General features: G+C 35.0%; 16 protein-coding genes and 2 pseudogenes. 13 read left to right on the top strand and 5 right to left on the bottom strand.

The genetic code is table 11. From position 1 onward, the window contains the following. Nucleotides 1-64 precede the first annotated feature (64 nt). A complete protein-coding gene (locus tag GWJ05_RS13745; RefSeq protein WP_036936915.1) occupies nucleotides 65-520 on the top strand; it encodes a YaiI/YqxD family protein in 456 nt (151 codons plus the stop codon). Nucleotides 521-625: 105 nt separating this feature from the next. On the opposite strand, the gene GWJ05_RS13740 is transcribed toward GWJ05_RS13745, so the two are convergent. After that, the gene (locus GWJ05_RS13740) at nucleotides 626-1,867 is read right to left on the bottom strand and encodes a TerD family protein (protein WP_036936918.1); all 1,242 of its coding nucleotides are present in this window, start codon (nucleotides 1,865-1,867) and stop codon (nucleotides 626-628) included. Between the two features lie 172 nt (nucleotides 1,868-2,039). Here GWJ05_RS13740 and GWJ05_RS13735 point away from each other — a divergent pair, with 172 nt between their 5' ends. Both GWJ05_RS13735 and GWJ05_RS13730 read left to right on the top strand, forming a co-directional pair. Next, nucleotides 2,040-3,440, top strand: coding sequence for an amidohydrolase (locus GWJ05_RS13735; protein WP_036936921.1), 1,401 nt, complete (start codon nucleotides 2,040-2,042; stop codon nucleotides 3,438-3,440). Nucleotides 3,441-3,787: 347 nt separating this feature from the next. Then, nucleotides 3,788-5,440, top strand: coding sequence for a DUF4139 domain-containing protein (locus GWJ05_RS13730; RefSeq protein WP_226905418.1), 1,653 nt, complete (start codon nucleotides 3,788-3,790; stop codon nucleotides 5,438-5,440). A gap of 185 nt (nucleotides 5,441-5,625) precedes the next feature. On the opposite strand, the gene GWJ05_RS13725 is transcribed toward GWJ05_RS13730, so the two are convergent. Continuing rightward, nucleotides 5,626-6,426: a helix-turn-helix transcriptional regulator gene (locus tag GWJ05_RS13725; RefSeq protein WP_036936924.1), complete on the bottom strand. Its 801-nt coding sequence runs from the start codon at nucleotides 6,424-6,426 to the stop codon at nucleotides 5,626-5,628. A 93-nt stretch (nucleotides 6,427-6,519) separates the two neighbouring features. Here GWJ05_RS13725 and GWJ05_RS13720 point away from each other — a divergent pair, with 93 nt between their 5' ends. After that, nucleotides 6,520-7,914 (top strand): MFS transporter, encoded by a 1,395-nt coding sequence (locus GWJ05_RS13720; protein ID WP_036936927.1) that lies wholly within the window; start codon nucleotides 6,520-6,522, stop codon nucleotides 7,912-7,914. 315 nt (nucleotides 7,915-8,229) lie between these two features. Here the strand turns inward: GWJ05_RS13720 and mnmH are convergent, their stop codons facing one another. After that, a complete protein-coding gene (gene mnmH, locus GWJ05_RS13715; protein ID WP_036936933.1) occupies nucleotides 8,230-9,318 on the bottom strand; it encodes a tRNA 2-selenouridine(34) synthase MnmH in 1,089 nt (362 codons plus the stop codon). Between the two features lie 302 nt (nucleotides 9,319-9,620). Between mnmH and GWJ05_RS13710 the strand changes: the two genes are divergently transcribed. The 4 genes from GWJ05_RS13710 to GWJ05_RS13695 are packed head-to-tail and all read left to right on the top strand — an operon-like array spanning nucleotide 9,621 to nucleotide 14,222. Beyond that, entirely contained in the window at nucleotides 9,621-9,866 is a 246-nt protein-coding gene (locus GWJ05_RS13710; RefSeq protein ID WP_224215472.1) for a YtcA family lipoprotein, read from the top strand. Nucleotides 9,867-9,869: 3 nt separating this feature from the next. After that, nucleotides 9,870-10,910 (top strand): multidrug transporter subunit MdtN, encoded by a 1,041-nt coding sequence (gene mdtN, locus GWJ05_RS13705; RefSeq protein WP_161681449.1) that lies wholly within the window; start codon nucleotides 9,870-9,872, stop codon nucleotides 10,908-10,910. Then, the gene (locus GWJ05_RS13700; protein ID WP_087802450.1) at nucleotides 10,897-12,753 is read left to right on the top strand and encodes an FUSC family protein; all 1,857 of its coding nucleotides are present in this window, start codon (nucleotides 10,897-10,899) and stop codon (nucleotides 12,751-12,753) included. Before mdtN ends, GWJ05_RS13700 begins: the two co-directional genes overlap by 14 nt. Further along, nucleotides 12,753-14,222: a TolC family protein gene (locus GWJ05_RS13695; protein ID WP_036936943.1), complete on the top strand. Its 1,470-nt coding sequence runs from the start codon at nucleotides 12,753-12,755 to the stop codon at nucleotides 14,220-14,222. Before GWJ05_RS13700 ends, GWJ05_RS13695 begins: the two co-directional genes overlap by 1 nt. Before the next feature lie 72 nt (nucleotides 14,223-14,294). On the opposite strand, the gene GWJ05_RS13690 is transcribed toward GWJ05_RS13695, so the two are convergent. After that, nucleotides 14,295-15,383, bottom strand: coding sequence for a linear amide C-N hydrolase (locus tag GWJ05_RS13690; RefSeq protein WP_036936946.1), 1,089 nt, complete (start codon nucleotides 15,381-15,383; stop codon nucleotides 14,295-14,297). Between the two features lie 102 nt (nucleotides 15,384-15,485). Between GWJ05_RS13690 and GWJ05_RS13685 the strand changes: the two genes are divergently transcribed. The 4 genes from GWJ05_RS13685 to GWJ05_RS13670 all read left to right on the top strand — a co-directional run bounded on the left by GWJ05_RS13685 (nucleotide 15,486) and on the right by GWJ05_RS13670 (nucleotide 19,196). Continuing rightward, a complete protein-coding gene (locus tag GWJ05_RS13685) occupies nucleotides 15,486-15,899 on the top strand; it encodes a DUF6122 family protein (RefSeq protein ID WP_036936949.1) in 414 nt (137 codons plus the stop codon). A gap of 362 nt (nucleotides 15,900-16,261) precedes the next feature. Further along, on the top strand, nucleotides 16,262-17,614 hold the full coding sequence (gene yegD, locus GWJ05_RS13680) for a molecular chaperone (protein WP_036936953.1): 1,353 nt from the start codon (nucleotides 16,262-16,264) through the stop codon (nucleotides 17,612-17,614). 142 nt (nucleotides 17,615-17,756) lie between these two features. Continuing rightward, nucleotides 17,757-18,782, top strand: coding sequence for a threonine aldolase family protein (locus GWJ05_RS13675; protein ID WP_161681448.1), 1,026 nt, complete (start codon nucleotides 17,757-17,759; stop codon nucleotides 18,780-18,782). Nucleotides 18,783-18,932: 150 nt separating this feature from the next. After that, the gene (locus GWJ05_RS13670; protein ID WP_036936959.1) at nucleotides 18,933-19,196 is read left to right on the top strand and encodes a DUF3811 domain-containing protein; all 264 of its coding nucleotides are present in this window, start codon (nucleotides 18,933-18,935) and stop codon (nucleotides 19,194-19,196) included. 126 nt (nucleotides 19,197-19,322) lie between these two features. On the opposite strand, the pseudogene GWJ05_RS13665 reads toward GWJ05_RS13670, so the two are convergent. Then, a pseudogene (locus tag GWJ05_RS13665) lies at nucleotides 19,323-19,955 on the bottom strand (FGGY-family carbohydrate kinase); the annotation flags it as partial. Between the two features lie 3 nt (nucleotides 19,956-19,958). On the opposite strand from GWJ05_RS13665, the pseudogene GWJ05_RS13660 reads away from it, so the two are divergent. Further along, a pseudogene (locus GWJ05_RS13660) lies at nucleotides 19,959-20,183 on the top strand (helix-turn-helix transcriptional regulator); the annotation flags it as partial. Nucleotides 20,184-20,197 lie beyond the last annotated feature (14 nt).

Here is a 20,197-nt window from a genome sequence, read left to right as displayed (position 1 = left end):
TTGTGTTATTTTAACCCTCTTAACCATGCAATAGTTAATACAGAATAATCAAGAGAGAGTTGTTATGCCTATATGGGTTGATGCTGACGCATGTCCTAAAGTCATCAAAGAAGTGTTATATCGAGCAGCAGACAGAGAAAAAATGATCATCACTTTTGTTGCTAACCAACGATTAAGCGTACCTGCATCGCCTTTTTTACGCACATTACAAGTTTCTGCTGGATTTGATGTTGCGGATAACGAAATTGTCCGCCGTACCAATAAAGATGACTTAGTGATCACTGCCGATATTCCATTAGCGGCTGAAGTGATTGAAAAGGGTGCGGTTGCGCTAAATCCTAGAGGTGAACGATATACTGAAGCAACTATTCGTGAACGCTTAAATATACGTGATTTTATGGATACGATGAGAGCCAGTGGTATTCAAACGGGGGGACCTGCAAGCCTAAACCAACGCGATCGCCAGCTTTTTGCTAATGAATTAGACAAGTGGCTATTACAGCAAAAAAGACGTACTTAACTTCACGAATTATCATCTCTTTAAATAGAAAAACGAGCATTTTAATCATTGCCCGTTTTTCTTTTTTTAAGATAAACGCTAAGTTATTTCTTTTTTATAATGACATTAAACATAACGTTTTTTGCCTAGCATACTTGGTTTCTTTCCTTTAAAAACATGAGGGCCATCCATCGTTAATTTAAGCTCATCACCAATACGTGTTAACCAAGGAGTGGCTTCACTGCCTGCTCTTGATGTCACACCAGAAGGTTTTAACGTAATACTGTCTTGATCGATTTCAATAATACCAATGACATAGGTGTAAATCATATTATTGAAAAAGCCTTTTTTGTATTCACAAGAGCACTCAACGATTTGATTACCATATTCCATGCGCATTGTCGGTTTTAATGATGCAACAGAAACACAACCATTACTAATAGCAGAATAAACACTACAAACTAATGCCACTTTTCCGCCCATTAATTGAGAAATAGCGGGGTTTATTTCAACAGTCTCACAACCGGGCTGATCTTGACTAACACTAACCACATCACCAGTATGGAAAACAAAAGGATCGGCATTAAAAGCACCACTTTTATCTGGTGCTTGAATAATAGACATTTGACCATTGGGGCGCAAAATACCCACACGAAGATCTAAATCATCGTTATCCTTACCATCACCATTATCTATCCACGTTGCACTGACTAAAATACGTTTAGGTGCATCACTCCCTTTTAGTAAAGAAACACGGTGGCTACTCTCTGGTTTCGTCAGTTTCACTACGCTTTTTTGTATATTAACAGATGGCGTGGGCTTAGGGGCAATAACTGGGGCTGGCTCTTCGACTTCAATACCATAAAGATCACATAGCCCTGCAAGTCCTGATGCAAAACCTTGCCAAACAGAGCGAACTTTATTTTGTCCGTTTCGAATATACAGTTCTAAAACAATAATGCCCGTTTCTTGCGTGAATTGGCTTGGAGCTAATTCAATCACGTCATTATTTATCAATACTTGTGCTTTTAATTGCGCCACAACAGCAAAACCGCCAGCACTTCCATCTTGTGTCAAGGTAATGGCTATTTTGGTAATATTGGCAGGTAAACGGGATAAATCGAAATCAATACTATGAATAACTGATGAACCTTGAGTAACAGGTGCAATAAATGATGCAGCACCAGATACATGATGAGGGGCATTAAAAAAAACCATATCATCATCATTTACAACTTTGCCTGACTCTGTAACTAAAAAAGCAGTCAGATTAATATCAAGGTTATTGCCTACTGCATGAGAGACTCTAACTTGTCCTTTATTTTCACTTAGTGATGTATTTTCACCTGGTTGTAATATTTTACTCATTAAACCGCTCCTTGATTGATAAGACTAACTGCAAGAAATTGGGATGAAGGAAGTGATAATAACTTCAATTAATTATTTATTCGGTGATCTCTTTCACTTTCATTAGATATCAAAAGCCAATGAATTTATTTATAATCTTAGGGAAATTTTCCCATCAAGACGAGAGGTAATGATGTCATTTTCTAAATCTATGCTTGCTTTGGCTGTAATGGCGGTCTCTTTTTCCAGTTACGCGACAAAACAGGCTGATTTGATGATAGTTGACGGCACTGTTCTAACTATGGATCAGCAAAATAAAATAATTGAACAGGGCACGGTTGTCGTAAAAGAAAATAAAATTATTGCCGTGGGTGGCCCTGAACTTTCTAAAGAATATCAAGCGAATAAAGTACTTGATGTTGATGGTGATATTGTTATGCCCGGTTTGATTAACACTCATACTCATGGCTCTATGACAGTATTTCGTTCATTAGCGGATGATGTTCCTGATAGACTTCACCGCTATATTTTTCCTCTCGAAAATAAAATGGTTTCTCGTGAAATGGTTAGAATTGGCGCGAACCTTGCGAATATCGAGATGGTAAAAGGTGGCGTAACAACTTATGTTGATATGTATTATTTTGAAGATGAAGTAGCTAAAACCGTTGATAAAATGGGGAATCGCGCTGTATTAGGAGAATCTGTTATTAATTTCCCTGTTGCTGATGCGAAAACACCAGAAGAAGGTATTCAATATGCAGTGAATTTTATTAAAGAATATAAAAATCATCCTCGTATTATCCCTGCTTTTGCTCCTCACGCACCTTATACAAACACAACTGAAAGCCTTCAGAAAATAGCTAAACTATCCATAGAACTAGATGTACCGGTAATGATCCATTTAGCTGAAACTGACCGAGAACAAGAAGAAATTGCCAAACGAACAGGCGGTAAAAGTCCTGTTCAATATATGGCAGATATCGGAGCGTTAAATAATAAAGTTATTGCGGCGCACGCGATTATGGTTGATGAAAAAGATATTGATTTATTGAAAAAATATGATGTAGGCGTTGCTCATAATATCAGTGCTAATACAAAATCGGCTAAAGGCGTTGCGCCTGTCTTGACTATGTTAGAAAAGGGCGTTCGCGTTGGTTTGGGAACAGATGGTCCGATGTCGAGTAACACGTTAACAACGATGAACGAACTAAATCTTGTGGGTAAAATTCATAAATTAGAGAATAAAGATCGTGCAGCAATGCCACCTTTAACGGTTGTAGAGCTGGCAACTATGGGTTCAGCAAAAGTCTTGCATATGGAAGATAAATTGGGTTCATTAGAATCTGGGAAACTTGCTGATATCATAGTTGTTGATACGAAATCACCTAATATGGTGCCTATGTATAGCCCTTATGCTGCATTAGTTTATGGTGCAAATGGCAGTAATGTCCGCCATACCATTGTAGATGGTAAAATCTTAATGGAAGATCGCCAACTCTTAACAGTTGATGAGAAAGCGATTATTAAAGAAGCACAAGATTTCTCTGATAAAGTACGTAAAACGGTTATCGATAGTGGCGAAGTGGTTAAATAAAAATCGATATCAAACATCTTTATCCTAGGCAGTTTGCTTTTAAACTGCCTTTATTATCATTAAAATATTTCTCTTATTTTTATCCAAACAGGACTAATTAAGATCAAATAACTACTAAATTCTTCACCATTACTAAGATAATCTTGATTATTTATAATGGTTATTTTACCTAATGCAGTAACATCCTGTTTTATCGTAATTTCTACAATCTCATATCATTTTCTCTTTAAGTTTATTCTGTTATCTAAATTATTAGAGATGCAATACTATCTCAATATACTTATACAATAGTGCATTCCTATTTAGCATCCTAGCGACACTGCTCATCAACTATGGATAGAATAAAAATGATGATTAAACCTAATAAACTCACTTTGTCACTTTTTACATTATCGATTATTAGTGCATCTAACGCTTTGGCTAATGAACCTGACTCAGCAGAGCTAACTAAAACGCTTTATCAAGATATAAAACTTAATCAAGCTACTATTTTCTTACGAGGCGCAGAGCTTGAAAATAGTACAACGCTCAATTTGCCAGCAGGGCAAAGTGAAGTCATTTTATCAAATGTTGCAGATAATCTTGACCCAAGAAGCCTATCAATTAGCCTTGATAATGACGATGTGATTATTAACACCATTAATGTTAAGAAAATCCCTATTGCTCCTAGTTACCCTCCTGAAATTGCAGTATTGATGGAAAAACAGAAAGATATTAATAAGCAAATTGAAGAATTAAACATCAATATTAATGTGGGTGATGAACAAATTGCATTACTTAAAGATAAATCATTCTTTGGTTATGGTGATACTCAAACATTAGAGCAATCATCACAAAAATTTGATTTTATTAGCCAAAAAATGACATCGATTCTTAATCAACAAAAAGCAACTCGAGAAGAAATCGCTGAACTCACTGAGCAATTAGAAGAATTAACTCGTAAATTAGAGATTGATATGCCAGTGATTGCAAAAGAGAAAACACAAATTGTTTTATCGGTAGGCACATCAAAAAATATTACCAGTAAAATGCAAATTTCTTATATAACGCCTGATGCAGGATGGTCGCCCGCTTATGATATTCGAAGCCAAGGGATGGATAAGCCGATATTACTCACCTATAAAGCAGACGTTATTCAAAATACGGGCTTAAATTGGGATAAAGTTAAACTGGTTTTAACATCAACTAATCCCTCACTTAATATCACTGCGCCAACCTTATCACCTTGGTATTTATCTCTTTACAATGATAATGCTAAATTTAGAAAAGACAGTATGAGGATGGTAATGCCTGCACCTGTTGCTGTGATGAGTGCTGAAGTTTCGAGTCGAGCTCAAGAGGAAAAAATGAACAAGGGAGTCACTCGATATGTTACAACCAATAATAATGGTATTAATTTAAGTCACGCCATTGCTTTACCTTATACACTAAAAAATAGTACAGAGCCTAATACTTTGGTTATTAATCAAAAAGAGATAACCGCAGATTACCACTATTTAAGCACGCCCAAATTAGTCGAAGAAGTTTATTTACAAGCTGAAATTAAAGATTGGGAAAACTTAAATTTACTTAACGGTCGGGCGAATATCTACTATATGAATAGCTTTGTCGGTAATAGCTATATTAATACTGATGAGTTAGTAGAATTACTTAGCATTCCACTTGGAATAGATAAGAACATTCAAATTAGCCGTATTAATAATGAAAAAATAAGGAAAGAACCAATCTTTATTGGTACTACCATTGAACAAAAAGAAAGCTATACCATTAAAGTAAGAAATACATATAACACACCTGTAAAAGTGACAATTTACGATCAATTACCACTTAGCCAAGAAAATAACATTAACGTGACAAACGCTGATTATAAAGATGGTGTACTTGATAAAGATACAGGTGAAATAGAGTGGAATATCATGTTAGGAGCAAAACAAGAAAAATCCTTACCGTTAAATTATACGCTTTCTTATCCTAAAAACAGACAAGTTATGGGGCTATAATTACGATTTTCAGGTTGATCAAACAAAAATAGAAAAGGGTGCAATTGCACTTTTTCTATTTTAAGTAAACACTACTATTTTGAGTAAGTATAGAAAAAAATAACAGTAAACTTTTAAAGAGTATTTTTCTGCATAAACTGATTAATACTATTTTCCATTTTGGAAATAATATATTTATCCTATTATCAAAAATGATCATGTTTTTTAGGAATATACACTAAGATTCGATTATATTTTTCCAAATCAAATGCTAATGACGTATATTCATAACACTCTTTTTTATTGTCAAAATTTAGTGTTCTTGTTCCATCGCAAGGTGGATATATCTCGTGTTTTTCCCACATACGCTTAAATTCAGGCGACGAACAACTTAATGTAGCAATTAAATTTCGAATATTAGGGTCATTTTTTGTTCTAGCGTGATCACGGCGAAAGCTAGCCAATAATCTATCAGCGATATTTTCCCAATCATCAATACGTGTTTTATAACGAGGATCCATAAACAACAAGTAAAGATAATTACGATTTTCAGCACTATGATCTGAAAAATGGAAATACTTATCCGCTTTTGGATTATAAGCCAAGACATCCCAATGTAGGTTTAAAACATAACAGAGATATTCTGATGGCAAATCTGACAAGATCCGTAAAATAGTTGCAGGGACTTGATGTTCTGTTACACCAGTTTCTGTAGGCTCTCGCATATGCGATAATAAATAAAGATGTTGTCTTTCAGCGCTATTTAATCGTAACGCACTCGCTAAGTTATCTAAGAATTGACTTGATACGCCAATATTTCGTCCTTGTTCAAGCCACGTATACCAAGTCAACCCAACCCCCGAAAGTGCAGCGACTTCTTCTCTACGTAACCCAGGCGTGCGACGGCGCCCTGTACCAGGCAATCCGACAGTTTCAGGTGAAATACTTTGTCTTTTAGTTCGCAGAAAATCTGCTAATTCAGGGCGCGTTCGTTTTCTCTCTGTCATAGCCTATTGCTTCTAGTAATAGTATAAATGGTTAAATTGTATCAGGATAAGCAACTCATTATAGTCTCATTTCTTTAATTAATGAGACAAAAAATGAACAGACAACAACGTATTGCCTTATTTGTCCTGTTATTAGCGGGATTTGTAACTATTTTTGATTTATTCGTTGTTAATGTTGCGATTGTAAATATAGAGAGAACACTCAATGCAACATTAACAGAGCTGACACTCATTATCGTGGGATATGAATTAGCCTTTGGGTTATTACTCATCACAGGAGGCCGATTAGGTGATATTTATGGCCGTCGTACTCTTTACCGTATTGGTATGTTCGGGTTTACTGTGACATCAGTATTATGCGCTATTTCTCCCAATGCCATTTTTCTTGTTATAGCTCGTTGTCTTCAAGGATTGACGGCTGCGCTATTATTTCCTCAAGTATACTCAAGTATTCGTCTTAATTTTGACGAGGCACAAGCTAAAAAAATATTTGGTTTATTAGGTATGACGTTAGGATTAGCTGCAATAGCAGGACAGGCCTTAGGCGGATTGTTAATATCACTCAATGTTTTTGGTCTTGAATGGCGTACTATTTTTTTAATTAACCTTATTATTGGTATTATTGCATTAGGATTTTCTCGTTATTTAATTCAAAGTGAAGCTTTAGATTATATAAAATTAGATATAGGGGGAGTTATTTTATCGGCTTGTGGCATCTCTTTCACCTTACTTCCTTTATTAATGTTACCTATCTGGGGATGGAAATTACATAGCACACTGTTTTTTCTTTTCGGACTCATATTGTTAGTACTTTTCATTTACTATGAAAATAACTTAAAACAACAAGGAAAACAGCCTCTTTTTGATCCCTTTTTATTTACTAATAATCAATATGTCATTGGAATAGGGATTGTTGTTTGTGTCTATGCAACATCATCAGCTTTCCCGATGATGATGTCGATATTATTACAAAGTGGATTTAAACGTACAGTACTTGATTCTGGATTAATTTTTGTTCCATCAAGTATAGGATTTGTTCTTTCATCATTATTAACCCCCAAATGGGTGAAAAAAATGGGTGAAAAAATTATTTATTGGGGGGCTACTCTTTACGCTTTAAGTTATATTTCTTTGATTGTAGGGGTTTATTATTTAATATCACCAGAAAATAGCTCTTTTGTGATCCCATTTCTGTTTTTAGTTGGATTTACTCAAGGGATGATAATGACACCAATGCTTAATTTAGTTTTAGCGAAAGTTAAACCCGAATTTATTGGGATTGCTTCAGGGTTAACAGCAACATTACAACAAGTTGGAGCAGCGCTAGGCGCAACTTGTGTTTCAATTATTTTACAATTTAGCCTGAATCACGCATTCTCAACAGAGGTGATTGAACAATATAAAATAGCTTTTAGTTTTAGTATGATTTTTAATTTTCTTATGGCTATATGCGCCACATTTTTATTAAGGAAAATAGTACATAAATAGTCAATCATCTTATATATAATATCACTTATGCGCTCACGATTAGTGAGCGTTTTTATTATGGTATTAATAATTCAGGAATATGTGCTTACCTTTAATTTTTCAAACAAAGGGCAGGGAATTAATATTAATCGGTTTGTTTTTCTTGAACTTTCTTTAGCGGTCGCTTTTTTCTTTGCTTTTATAATAATCTTAGGGCTATGGTTATATGGGGTTAGAACTAAAAAAAAGCAAAGAGATTAAAAGCCCCTGTAACATAAAATTACAGAGGCTATCCCTTTAAAGCTAAAAATATTTAATACAAAAAATATTATCTATTTAATGGTTTTTAAACCACATTATTATCTCTTCATAACTGCCTTGGTAAATAATTTTATCTTTCTTTTTGCTCAATTGATAACGATACATAGGATCATAATATTCTTTAAGTAAAGGCGTTAACCAAGAAAAATGGGCTTCTGTATTTGCACTTTTTTTCTGTATTTCTAACGCATTTTCTAGCAATTGTGTCAATTCCGCAGCCCGCTGAGAGCCAAGTCGACGACGTATAGCGAATAAACCATGATGTAAATAATCACTGTAAGCCTGCCAGCCTTGTTCTTCGCCATAAACTTCTAAAAAATCGTGGGTCATACGATCAAAATATTCAGCTTTTAAACGTTCAATGCGTTGTTCTAGTGGATCATCAACAACAACAATTGATGCTTCTGTCATTTTTGCTCTTAGCGATTCAGGTAATCCATTCGCACCGATAGCGCGACCTTCATCTTCAAGCACCCAACGCGTATATTTTTGTGATTTTTTCAACATTTCGATACCAAGATGGTTTTCAAATGTTGCTTGAGGAAATTGTTCTTCAACAGTACGGCCAAAAGAAGAACCTCGATGATGAGCAATACCTTCAAGATCAATACCTTCAGGTAATGAACGCACTAATGTCGTTTTTCCATTACCAGTACATCCACCAATAAGAATAATAGGGCGCTGAACGAATTCATTGGTCATTTCAATAATAGTCTGCCTTAACGCCTTATATCCTCCTTCAATTAATGGAAAATCGATGCCTATTTCTTTAAGCCATTGCTGAACGATATGAGAACGCATTCCGCCACGAGCACAGCAAATATAACCATTAGGGAATTGCTCGCAAGCTTCACGCCAAGCAGTAATCCGTTTATCACGAATTTCACCACTCACTAATTGATGTCCTAAATCAACCGCTTTTTGTGAGCCTTGTTGTTTATAACAAGTCCCGACAGCAGCACGTTCTTTATCATTCATTAAGGGCAGATTGATAGCATTAGGGATAGAACCTTGATTAAATTCAATAGGTGCACGCACATCAATGATGGGGGTGTTATTAGCAAGAATATGTCGAATATTTTGATCTGAAAACGCTAATTCCATAATAAAAATCGTAATATCTAGTCAGGCTGAAAGATTAGCTACTATACTCTTAAAATCATATAACGCCCATAATTACAGTCATATTGAAAACGAAGCTCTACCTTCAATAAGAAAAATTTAAGATAAAGCTATGGATTGAAGTATAAAAAACATCTAACATTTATTCGATATGATGTTTTAAATTAATTCATTAAACAACTGTAAATAAAAACACTATAGTGTTTAAACGAACAAAAAATTTATCGAAAAATGACAGGTACATTACCTTGAACATAATAAGAAAATATTATCGTGTTACTAGCGTGAGCATAATTGCATTACTGTTGTCTGGTTGTTCTCAAGGCCATTCTCCTTTTATTACTCTGTTGGGCGCCTATTTTCCATATTGGATGTTATGTACCGTTATCGGCTTATTAGGGGCTTTGGTTATACGTGTATTACTTATCTATTGGGGTATTGATGATAATTTACCGCTCCCTTTGATTTTTTATTTTGCGATATTGTTATCAATTTCTTTAACTATCTCTTTATTTTATTTTTCTTATTAAATTATGGATAAAAAAATCAAAAAAAAGCTAGCTATTATAATCACTGTGATTGTTTTTATGATCACGCTCATCTTATTGTGGAAAAATATTCAGTTATCAGCGCTAAATCCACTCAGTGAAGATGCAATAATTGATGCTAATAAAATTAACATATCTTCAACTGTACCAGGACGAATTAGCGCTATATATGTCAAAGAAAATAGTAAGGTCAATAAAGGGGATTTATTATTTACAATCGACCCCACCATGTATGCATTGAGAGTTCAGCAAGCAAAAGAGCAACTCATGATTGCTGAAGCAACATTAAATAATAAACAACGTATTATTATTGCAGAAACATCAAATTCAGAAGTGGCTGAAGCGCAAATAAAACGTGCTGAAGTCAATTTGTTATTAGCGACGCAGTCACTCCATAGATTAGAGCCGTTATTAGCAAAAGGGTTTGTGACTGCACAACAAGTTGATGATGCAAGAACATTAAAACATGATGCAGAAGTCACATTAAAACAAGCACAAAAACAAAACGTTGCCTCAGAGGCCTTAATTAATAATACCGATTCAGAAGTAGCATTAGTGAAATCCTTAAAAACCTCACTGGCAATGGCTGAATGGGAATTAAGTAACACAGAGGTGAAAGCACCAAGTAATGGCTATGTTGCTGGATTAGTGCTGTCACCGGGAGAATTTATTATTTCTGGGCAATCTGTTTTTACCTTAATTGACACGGATACTTGGTATGCTTCAGCTTATTTTAAAGAGACAGATTTAAATAATATAAAAATAGGTAGTTGTGTGGTTATTTATTCAATGATTGACAATAAACACCCCATTAAAGGTAAAGTAGAAGGAATTAGCCGAGGGATCATGTCAACTGACCTTATTAATATCCCAAGGGACTTGCCTTATGTACCTAAATCACTGAATTGGGTTAGAGTTCAACAACGGTTTCCTGTTAAAGTCACAATCACCAATCCACCAGAAGATCTTATGCGGGTTGGGGCTACAGCCACTGTCAATATAATAGCTAACGATGATGATTGTTAAACCGTCCCTCATAGTGAAACAAGTTAAAAAAGACTTGTTGCCTTTTGATTTTCGTTTAGCGACAACTTGGCGCATCGCACTGCTTTGCGCCTTAATGGCTGCTATTGCGATGATCTATGAAATTCCCGAATCTGCCATAAGTTGCTATCTAATTATTTATTTAATCAAAGCCGATGCAGTACAAAATATATTATTATCTATTGGCGTTATTATTTTATGTTCTATTGTAGTGTGTGTTATTTTTTTACTTTTTAACCTCACAATACAAAATATTATTTTACGCTTCTTTTTTATGGCTTTATTCTCAGCCGTTTTTATGTATTTAGCATCTGCAAGTAGCCTTGGTGATATTGGTAATTTAGTTGCTTTAGTTATCGCTTTTTTAATGACTTTAATTGATGATGTACCCGTAGGGGATGTTGCAACAAGAGCACTACTTTATGCGTTACTGATGGCTGTATCTCCAATGCTATTAGTTATTTTATTTAATTTTTTTGTTGGTATTAGCCCTAGAAAATTACTGTTAAACAGAATCGCCTCACGCTTTTCTACCGCAAGCGATTTCTTTTTAGGAAGAAAAGAAAGCCAACTCGAAATCAGTGAATTACTGAGTACCCAAACAGAATGTAAACGCTATTTAATGTTTATAAAAATATTTTATTTGCGAGGAAGAGAGGATATTCACTGGTTAGAGAATATAATTGATAATTCTTATCAGATATTAATTATGTCGTTAACTTTTGATAAAAACACTCCAGCTTCTATACGTTTTCTTCTTTCTAAAAGATGTTTAGATCTTGTCGATTGCTTCACGCATCATCAAATAGACAAAATAAAAGATAAGCAACAAACTCAAAATAAAATAAGTAAACTTCAATTATTAAATACTTTTGATAAGATTTTATTTAATAAAAGAGAAACTAAGTCTGTACAGAAAAAAACACCTTTTTTTGTTAGTGATGCATTTACAAATCCTAACCATAAATACTTTGCGATTAAAACTACGATAGCCGCAATTCTATGTTATATTTTTTATGATTATTTTAAATGGCAGGGTATTCATACTGCAATGATAACTTGTTATGTCGTGGCATTAACATCTGTTGGTGAAACAGTCCATAAATTAACATTGCGGATCACTGGTTGTCTAATTGGAGCACTAATTGGCATGATTTCACTGCTCTATATTATCCCTAATTTATCTGATGTTTTTGAGCTGATGGTACTGATATTTTTCTGTCTATTGCCCGCAGCATGGGTTGCTGTTGGTAATGAGCGTATCTCTTATGCTGGTGTACAAGTTGGGTTAGCATTTTTATTAACAACATTACACGGATTTAAACCTAGCTTTGATATGAATGTGGTGTCTGATCGTATTCTAGGGATTTTGTTGGGTAATATCGTGATGTATATTATTTTCACAAAAGTATGGCCAACAAGTATTATTAATACTATATACAAACAAATTAGTTCTATTTTAGATAATTATACTGAATTAAGATATTCGACAAATAAAAATGATATGTTAGATTTAGTTTCATCCGTAAATGAATCTATTACACAATCGAAGGGTAATATAGACTTACTCATTTTCGAAAAAGAAGATAGCGCAAGAAATAAGAATATAACATTTTTTTTCAAAACATCATTAAATAAAATTTCTTACATTAGTTATCATAATTACGCTCATAAATTTATTTTTGAAGATAAACTCTCTTATTCACAAATCAATGAAGAATCAAAGGATGAATTTAAAAAATCGATTCTTAATAATGAATTAAAAACATTACCAACAAATGAAAGAGAGCGTGTATTTAAACATTTAATAAGAGAAAAATCATAATGATAAATTTAGTCATTAATAATAAGAAAAATATTCTGTCCTCTCTGTTAAGCCTATTACTTGTTGGTTGTATTGATACGAGTAGCTCATTTAAACCGTATTCTCAACAACCTATTAATTATGATAATACAAAATATATTTCTTCATCTACTGAGCAATATTTATCGCCAACGCAAGAAAAAACAACTAAATCCAGTTATGCATTAGCTGATCTTATCGATTTAGGACAACAAAATAACCCAGACACACGTATTGCGTGGGAATTAGCAAAAAAATCAGCAACTGATATTGGTATGATAGAAAGCACATATTTGCCAATTATTACAGCAACTGCACTAGCAGGGTATCAACATGGGAAAATCGATTTACCTAAAAATCCTATTATTGATGATATAAAAACATCGAGTAGTGCTTTTATTCCCGCACTCACATTTAGATGGCTTATTTTTGATTTTGGTAAGCGAGGGGCATTAGTTGATGCTGCTAAACATACTTCTTTAGCAACAAACCTTAATTTTAATCTGATGCATCAGAAAATTATTCATGATGTCTCCGTTGCATATTTTAGTTATGGTGCAGCACAAAAAAAAGTGAGTATCACTCGAAATGCCCTCCAGAGAAGCAAAGACATTTTATATGCCGTTGAACAAAAAAGAGCGAAGGGATTAGCAACGGTATTAGATGTCGCATTAGCTAAACAACAAGTCGCACAAGTTGAATTACAAAACGTGTTAGCCAAAGGTCATGAAAAAGATCAATATCAAATTTTACTGTCTGCTATTGGAGCATCACCTTTTGAAAAAATAACCGTTAATTATGCCGATGATAATTTACTTCCTGATGATATTTCACCATTAACTCATGATGTGATCAAAAAAGCACTTGCACAGCGTCCCGATGTTTTAGCGCAATATGAATTACAGCAAGCGGCCATCAAAGCTGCTGATTCCGTCAAATCAGACTATTTTCCTAAAGTCTATCTTGCTGGCGCGCTTGCAGGAGGAACAGGTAGCTTTGATGTGCAGGGATTGCCCGATATTAGCCAAAGAACTTCATCTTCTAATATCCTGATTGGAGTCAGTATTCCATTATATGAAGGCGGAATGCGTCAGTCTCGAATGGTAAATGCACAGTCAGAGATCCGATTAGCGCAAGAAAATTTACGTAAAAGCCAAGATATGGCGATAAAAGAGATTTCAATAAGTGAAAATACACTCAAGTCAGCACTTGAGGCAAATAAAGCCTCTAAAAATTTAGTAGAGACGACTCAATTAACATATACCGCTAGTGTTGAATTTTATCATAATGGGTTGGGAACCGTAACCGACATTAATACCGCTGAGATTGCATTATTAAATGCACAAATGTCTCAAATTGATGCTTATACAGGATCACAAATTGCAGCTGTTGATTTAGCGTTTGCATTAGGCGAAATCGATAAAGCATTGCCTAATTCAGTATCACGCTAGAATACTTGCTTTTTGTTATTGTATTAGAGGCGGTATTAATAATTCGCCAACCTCTAATACAACGATAAAAGATTATTTATTCAAGTTAATCTGTTCAAAAACAGGTTTATTCATATCTTTAAATTGTGAAAGAGAATACTCGGTATAATTTATATTGTTATAGCCTCTTATTTTCATCACACCATTCGTTAAATCAGATAGCGTAGTCCAAACAGTGTATTCTGTTTGTAGCTGGCTACTAGTGCTTTGACTTTCTCCCATAACATCAGCCGTGATATTTTTCGTTCTATCAAAACGATTCATAATGTGCGCTAGGGTATTCATCGCTTCTGATGTAGATCCCGCTTTAGGTGCGTAGGTTGAAAAATAAGCGGCACGAATAAAACGACCGACAGACGTATCTGATGAGGGTAATTGAGATGTTGCAATACCACTATCAGGCTGTACTACATTGATATTTGCAAGTTTTCCTGAAGATTTATCGATATTCGTTAATTGACTATAATTGTTAAGGTTAGTTAAGTGCCAAGGAAAGTCTGGGCCATTTGTCATTACACGGGTTGGATTTTGATAAACATGTAATTTACCGTTTGTGGCTTCAATAACAATGCTGCCTCCTTTTTTATCATAAAAAGCATAGTGAAAAGGGGATTTTAAGTTACCAAAGTTTTTTAATACAGGAGCCCAAAAATAACCTGATTCAACTGCTTTTTGTACTTCTTCGACCGTTGAGAAATTAGCTAATGCCCATTCACCTAGCGAAGTCACAGGAATAGCTTTATCATAATCCTTTTTATCAAGAGGTGATAATTCAGCGTCTGTTATCATATTTGCGCTAAATGATAAACCTGCACTATTTAAACCTTGTAATAAGTTATGATCATCGCCATCAAAAAAGATATCTGTTGTAACGGCTAATATGTCATATTTATTGCTATAACTTAGACTATCTTCACCATTAGGAGCTTTCTTTGTGAATTGTGTATTTTTAGGATAATAGGTGACCCATGAAGGTAAATCAGCGGTCAGTTCAAGTGTCCTACCTTGATAAACATTGTTATTTTTATCGAGTATCGCCAAACTAGAGCAGGCTTCACTTGCCATAGAAACAGCGAGTAATGAGGATAACAGACCAACCAATATTTTATTGCGTTTCATTATAAATTCCTTAAATAAACAACTCCTTTAAATTTAGTTCAAATAAAAAAGACAACAACTATTTGGTAATTAAATGACAAATATTTTTAGAGAATCGGAGATTTTGTGATATTTGAAATCAGTAGAACAATTTTACACTACAGCTTACATTTTCTGGCACCCATTTTATTAGGTTATTTTTTCTGGCGTAAGGATTGGAAGATAGCCTCACTGCTTATGATCGGAACAATGGCCATTGATATTGACCATTTGCTAGCAACACCTATTTTTGATCCCAATCGTTGTAGCGTTGGATTTCATCCATTACACACGGGTTGGGCCGCTTTGGTTTATTTGGGTATATGGTTTTTACCCTCATGGAAATTAAAAGCCATTGCAGTAGGATGTTTATTCCATTTATTTACCGACTCGGTTGACTGCTATTTAGGGGGATTAAAACCCAACCTAACAATAACGATGAGTTGTGATAAAAATTACTTTATATCCAATTTCAGTAATAACTTTATTAGTCAAAAATAGAAAAGGGGTGGTGGATAAACCTCCCTTTATTTTTATTTAAATTGCTTAGTAAATTTTATTAATACACCACCAGCAATCAATAAAATACCTATTAAAATAATGCCTTTATTTATGCAAAAGTACCCAGAGCTTGATGTACAACTTTATATCAAGCTGGCTTAGAGTGGATTTTTTATCAAAGAGGTAAAAAATATAGCCATATTCCTAAAGGTAGTTATCGTGCCAATAACAGTTAAGCCCCCCATACACTAAATTACTTGTCTCATTGACACTCTTTTTGACTTTATAATCTGGTGGTAATTGCAAAAGTCTTGAGGTAGAGTGCTCAGTCTTTTTTTAATGAAGTCTATTGGGGAGGTTGAATGTTTATAGGCTTTGATTACGGAACATCAAATTGTTCTGTTGCAATCATGAAAGAGGGAAAACCGATTCTTTTGCCTTTAGAAGGTAATGATGTCTATATTCCTTCAACCCTTTGTGCGCCAACCCGTGAATCTGTTTCTGAGCACTTATTTCGCCATTTAAATATTAAACCTTCCAGTGAGATTGGCGAACAATTACTCAGAAAATCGATTGCATTTAATCGAGAAGAGGATATTGAATTAGTCCCTGAAGATATTCTTTTTGGACAATCTGCATTGAGTTTATATCTGCGTGATCCTCGTGATGTCTATTACGTTAAATCACCTAAATCTTTTTTAGGGGCTTCGGGCCTGCATGATATACAAATTAGCTTCTTTGAAGATTTAGTTTGCGCCATGATGGCCAATATTAAACATCAAGCAGAAAAAAGCACACAAGAAGCGATTACAGATACTGTTATTGGCAAACCGATTAACTTTAATGGGTTAGGTGGTGAAGCGTCAAATAAACAAGCAGAAAGTATCCTTATTCGAGCAGCAAAACGCGCGGGCTTTAAGAATATTATGTTTGAATTTGAACCCGTGGCTGCAGGGCTTGAATATGAATCAACGTTAACTAAAGACCAAACGGTATTAGTAGTTGATATTGGCGGTGGTACAACGGACTGTTCATTAATTCAGATGGGCCCTAGCTATCAAGGTAAAACGGATCGTTCAAACACCTTACTTGCTCATAGCGGGCAACGTGTTGGTGGTAATGATCTTGATATTTACCTTGCTTTTAAACAACTTATGCCTTTATTTGGTATGACCGGATTAACTTCTTCAGGTATTAAATTACCGCTGAAACAGTTCTGGGATCCTATTGCGATTAATAATGTAGAAGCACAAAAAGATTTTTATTCTCGTCAAAACCTAGCCGCATTAAATCAGCTAAGACGAGATGCTAAAGATCCTGAGAAAATAGCCCGCCTAATCGAAGTGTATAATGAGACATTGGGGTATAGTATCGTTAGACGTGCCGAAGAAGCTAAAATTGCCTTATCAGATTCTCCTGAATATATTGCTAATATCACCTTATTAAGCGAAACATTAGAGTGCACTATTGCGCGAGAACAAATGGTTGGATCTATTGAGTCACCAAAAAGTAAAATGATTGAATTAGTAAATGACGCTGTTCGTCAAAGTGGTGTAAAACCTGATGTTATTTTTATGACTGGAGGGTCCGCGCGTTCACCTATTTTATCTCAGGCGATAGAACAGCAACTACCTAATATTCCTATTGTGAAAGGGAATGATTTTGGTTCCGTTACTGCAGGATTAGCTCGTTGGGGCGAAGTTTGTTTTAAATAATAAGCCGTAAATAATCCGTTTTAAATGCCTTAATTTTTCAATATATTAAAGCGCTTTACATTGAATCAACGTATTGATTAGATGTAGAGCGCTTTTTCTTTATCAAGCACAATAAAAAACACAACATTTAATAGGAGAAAACATGTACCGCTTCCAAAATGATTATAATGAAATTGCACATCCTGCGGTCATGAAGGCAATCACGGATACAGTGGGGCAACGCTATGATGGTTATGGTATGGATACACTTTGTCATCAGGCCGCTAAATTAATAAAACAGCGTATTGCACAAAACGAGGCTGATATTCACTTCTTTAATGGCGGTACTATCACCAACTTAACGGCTATTTCTCATTTTTTACGTCCACACCAAGCTGTTATCTCTGTCAGTACTGGACATATCGCTACACATGAAACAGGCGCGATTGAGGCAACTGGGCATAAAGTTATCACCACATTTTCGGCGGATGGTAAATTAACGCCTGCATTATTAAAATCCATTCTTGCTGAACATAACGATGAACATTGGGTACAACCCAAGCTTGTCTATATTACAAATGCTACCGAAATTGGTACGGTTTATCGCAAAGCAGAACTACAAGCACTGCGTAATTTCTGTAATGAGCATAACTTGTGGTTGTACCTTGATGGTGCTCGTTTAGCCGCAGGGCTTATGTCTGCACTAAGCGATCTCACTATTGAAGATATCGCAAACTTAACAGACGCCTTTTATATTGGTGGCACAAAAATTGGTGCAATGTCAGCGGAAACCCTAGTCATTTGTCATCCGACATTGAAAGCTGATTTTCGTTTTAGCTTGAAACAAAAAGGGGGATTGCAAGCTAAAGGCTGGTTATTAGGTGCCCAGTTTGAAGCATTATTTAATGATGATCTCTATTTTAAATTAGGCAAACATATTAATGACATGGCATCGCAATTAACGGAATTCTTCACCGCACAAGGTTTTGATTTTTTAGCCCCTCCAGAATCTAACCAAATATTTGTTATTCTACCTAATACTATTGCAGAAAAATTAACTCAACAGTTTGTTTTCCATAGTGTTTTACTTGAAGAACCTAACTTGAGTTGTTTACGCCTTTGTACTTCTTGGGCAACAACACAGCAAGATATTGATAGTTTTAAAAGCGCATTTCTCCAATTAGCTTAACTCTCTCATTTCAACTTATCATTATGCATTACGCGTTTATTTCGGCGTAATGCATTTTCAATGTAATAAGAATTTAAAATATAGTGATGGTGAGGCACTTTAATGATGTTATATTAAAGACTCCTCACTCAACATAGGTAGGGTAATAGCATGAAGAAACTGACACTCCAAGAAATGACAGATGCCCAACAAATGCGAGTAAGAACCCGAATAGGTCAAGAAAGAAAAAAATTAGGGCGAGAATTAACTAATGCCGAAATGAATAAAGTCAAAGATTCCATTATTACCGAAATCTCCCTCGAAGTTGAAAAAGCCACCAAAAAAGCACAAACCCTCAAAAAGAAACAAAAACGAACCCCAAGTGATGAAACCTACAGTTGGTCTGCCCAAAATCATCGTAGCGGATACCGTTAATCTTTTAATTAGCCCTGGTATATTTATCAGGGCTAAGCCATAAATTCCGAGTACTCTGAACAACAACACCTAATAAAGCGTCTAATGGTGCAAGTAATACATCACTAATAATCAATACCAGTTTTCCTATTGTATTTCCATTGTATCAATTAATGCATATAACTTTTTAAAAGCATGATATTTTTTTTCGTATGCTTTATGTCTTTCTAAATTGGGTGTATGGCGTTTTTCAAGCTTAGGCTGAGAAAGAATAACCCGTGATGAATGTACGGGATTTACCGCTAATTGTGCTAGTCTTGCAGCACCAAGCGCAGGGCCAACATTACCATCTTGACGATAATCAAGGGTTTTTCCTGTAATATCTGCAAGCAATTGTCGCCAATATTCACTTCTGGCACCACCGCCAATTAAGGTAATGTTATTGGCTAATTGTCCAGCATTATCAGCGACTTCAATCCCTTGTCGTAAGGCAAAACTCACACCTTCAAGAACAGCCTGGCATAAGTCGACACGTTGATGTTCATGGGTTAATCCCCAAAATACACCTTTCGCATTCGGGTTGTTATAAGGTGTCCGTTCACCGGAAAGATAAGGCAAAAAGAGTAGAGGGCTATCAACAAAAGTCGCGTGTTCAACTTCTTCAAACATCGCACTTACGCTTTCAATACCTGTTACTTTGCATACCCAATCAAGGCAGGATGCTGCACTCAACATCACCGACATTAAGTGCCAAGTATTAGGTAAAGCATGACAAAAACTAATATGTCGCGTTCTAATTTAGAGCAACGCTTTAAAAAAGAGATTGGTAAGACAATTCACACCGTTATTTATGAAGAAAAACTCAAACGTGCTCAAAATTTATTAACTACCACAACACTTGCAATCCAAGAAATTTCAGTAATGTGTGGCTACCCATCATTACAATATTTTTACTCTATCTTTAAAAAAGAATTAGGGATGACACCCAAAGAGTTTAGGGATGAGTGATAATGATACTATCA

Origin of the sequence: Proteus sp. G2626 (genome assembly GCF_009915985.1) — a bacterium.
Classification (GTDB): Bacteria; Pseudomonadota; Gammaproteobacteria; order Enterobacterales; family Enterobacteriaceae; genus Proteus; species Proteus vulgaris.
Note: the sequence above shows the minus strand (reverse complement) of the source record. Positions and strands in the feature narration are given on the sequence as shown.